Genomic DNA, 1,646 nt, shown 5'->3' with positions numbered 1-1,646 from the left:
CTTACTGAGGAAGTGGAGATTCGCTACCGCACGGAGACCTCCACCGACCCGGAGACCGGCGAGACCACCTCAGAAGAAGTCCCCTATGAGTATTACATTCTGAATGTGAAACTCACCAGCAAGCCCATTTCCGCTGTGGCGTCGGAACTTCTGACCCCGGAGCAGATGGAAATGTATCAGGTCTACCGACAGACCATGGGCAATAAGCCGCTGTTGTTTGGCGGCGGTTCCCCTGATACCAGCGGCTCGGAAGATCTGTCCGGTGTGCAGTTCATTAACGGCACCCGCCCCGGCAATCCGCAGCTGGTGGAACTGGCGAAAAGTCAGGTGGGCAATGTGGGCGGTTATCCCTACTGGAGCTGGTACGGTTTTGACAGCCGCGTGGAATGGTGCGCCTGCTTCGTATCCTGGTGCTATAACCAGGCAGGAAAAAGTGAGCCGCGCTTTGCAGGCTGTGAGTGGCAGGGTGTTCCGTGGTTCCAGTCTCATGGACAGTGGGGCGCACGAGGATATGAGAACATCGCCCCCGGTGATGCCATTTTCTTTGACTGGGATTTGGATGGGACAGCAGACCATGTAGGTATCGTGATCGGTACGGATGGCAGCCGTGTTTATACCGTGGAGGGAAATTCCGGCGATGCCTGCAAGATTAAAAGTTATGACCTGAATTATCAAAGCATTAAGGGCTACGGCCTGATGAACTGGTAACAGAGATTTTTAAGAAGGAGTGATAGACGATGGCAAAGAACAAAATTGAGCGCATTGACCAGGAGATTACAAAGGTCCGTGAGAAGATCGCAGAGTATCAGGAAAAGCTCAAGGCGCTGGAGGCACAGAAAACCGAGGCAGAAAATCTGGAGATCGTTCAGATGGTGCGCGCACTGCGTATGACCCCTGCCCAGCTGAGCGCCATGCTGTCCGGCGGCGCAGTTTCCGGCAGTATGATGGATGACAACAACGAACAGGAGGAAAACAGCTATGAGGAATAAACGATTGCTCCGAACACTTTCCGCCCTTTGCCTGACGCTGGTTCTGGCATCGGGCTTTACCATTCCCGCTTTTGCCCAGGGCGCAGCGCCGCCCCCGGCAGAGGATACCACCAATGACAGCAATGTGGTGGTGGAAGAACCCGAAAAAGCACCTCCGCTGACCCCGGAGGGTAACGCCGCTCTGGTGGATGATTTTGGTGGCAACAAGCAGCTCATTACCGTTACCACCAAGGCAGGCAACTATTTTTATATCCTGATCGACAGGGCCAATGAGGATAAAAAGACTGCTGTTCACTTTCTGAACCAGGTGGATGAAGCGGACCTGATGGCGCTGATGGAAGATGGAAATGCCAAAGAGGAGCCGCCTGCGGTGTGCAGCTGCACGAAGAAATGTGAAGCAGGGGCAGTCAATACGGCCTGTCCGGTCTGTGTAACGGATAAGAGTAAATGTACGGGAAAAGCACCGGAACCTCCGGCAGAAACACCGAAGCCAGAAAAAGAGAAGCCTGCCGGACTGAACCCGGCTGCGCTGATCCTGCTGCTGGCTCTGCTTGGTGGAGGTGGTGTATTTGCCTACTTGAAGCTCGTTAAGAACAAGCCTAAGACCAAGGGCAATGACAGTCTGGACGATTATGATTATGGCGAGGAAGATTCCGA

Annotated in this window: 3 protein-coding genes; all 3 read left to right on the top strand. The window is 53.9% G+C overall.

From position 1 onward, the window contains the following. The coding region (locus PGS25_RS15380) for a CHAP domain-containing protein (protein ID WP_270419397.1) at positions 1 to 708 on the top strand (708 nt) is incomplete at its 5' end. Between the two features lie 29 nt (positions 709 to 737). Further along, on the top strand, positions 738 to 989 hold the full coding sequence (locus PGS25_RS15375; RefSeq protein ID WP_024739086.1) for a DUF4315 family protein: 252 nt from the start codon (positions 738 to 740) through the stop codon (positions 987 to 989). After that, positions 979 to 1,646: DUF4366 domain-containing protein (locus PGS25_RS15370; protein ID WP_270419395.1), on the top strand; the 668-nt coding region annotated here is incomplete at its 3' end. The genes PGS25_RS15375 and PGS25_RS15370, both read left to right, overlap by 11 nt.

The sequence above is a fragment of the Butyricicoccus sp. AM78-15b2TA genome (genome assembly GCF_027665985.1).
Classification (GTDB): Bacteria; Bacillota; Clostridia; order Oscillospirales; family Butyricicoccaceae; genus Agathobaculum; species Agathobaculum butyriciproducens.
The sequence above is the reverse complement of the archived record's forward strand: the minus strand, read 5'-3'. Positions and strand labels throughout refer to the sequence as shown.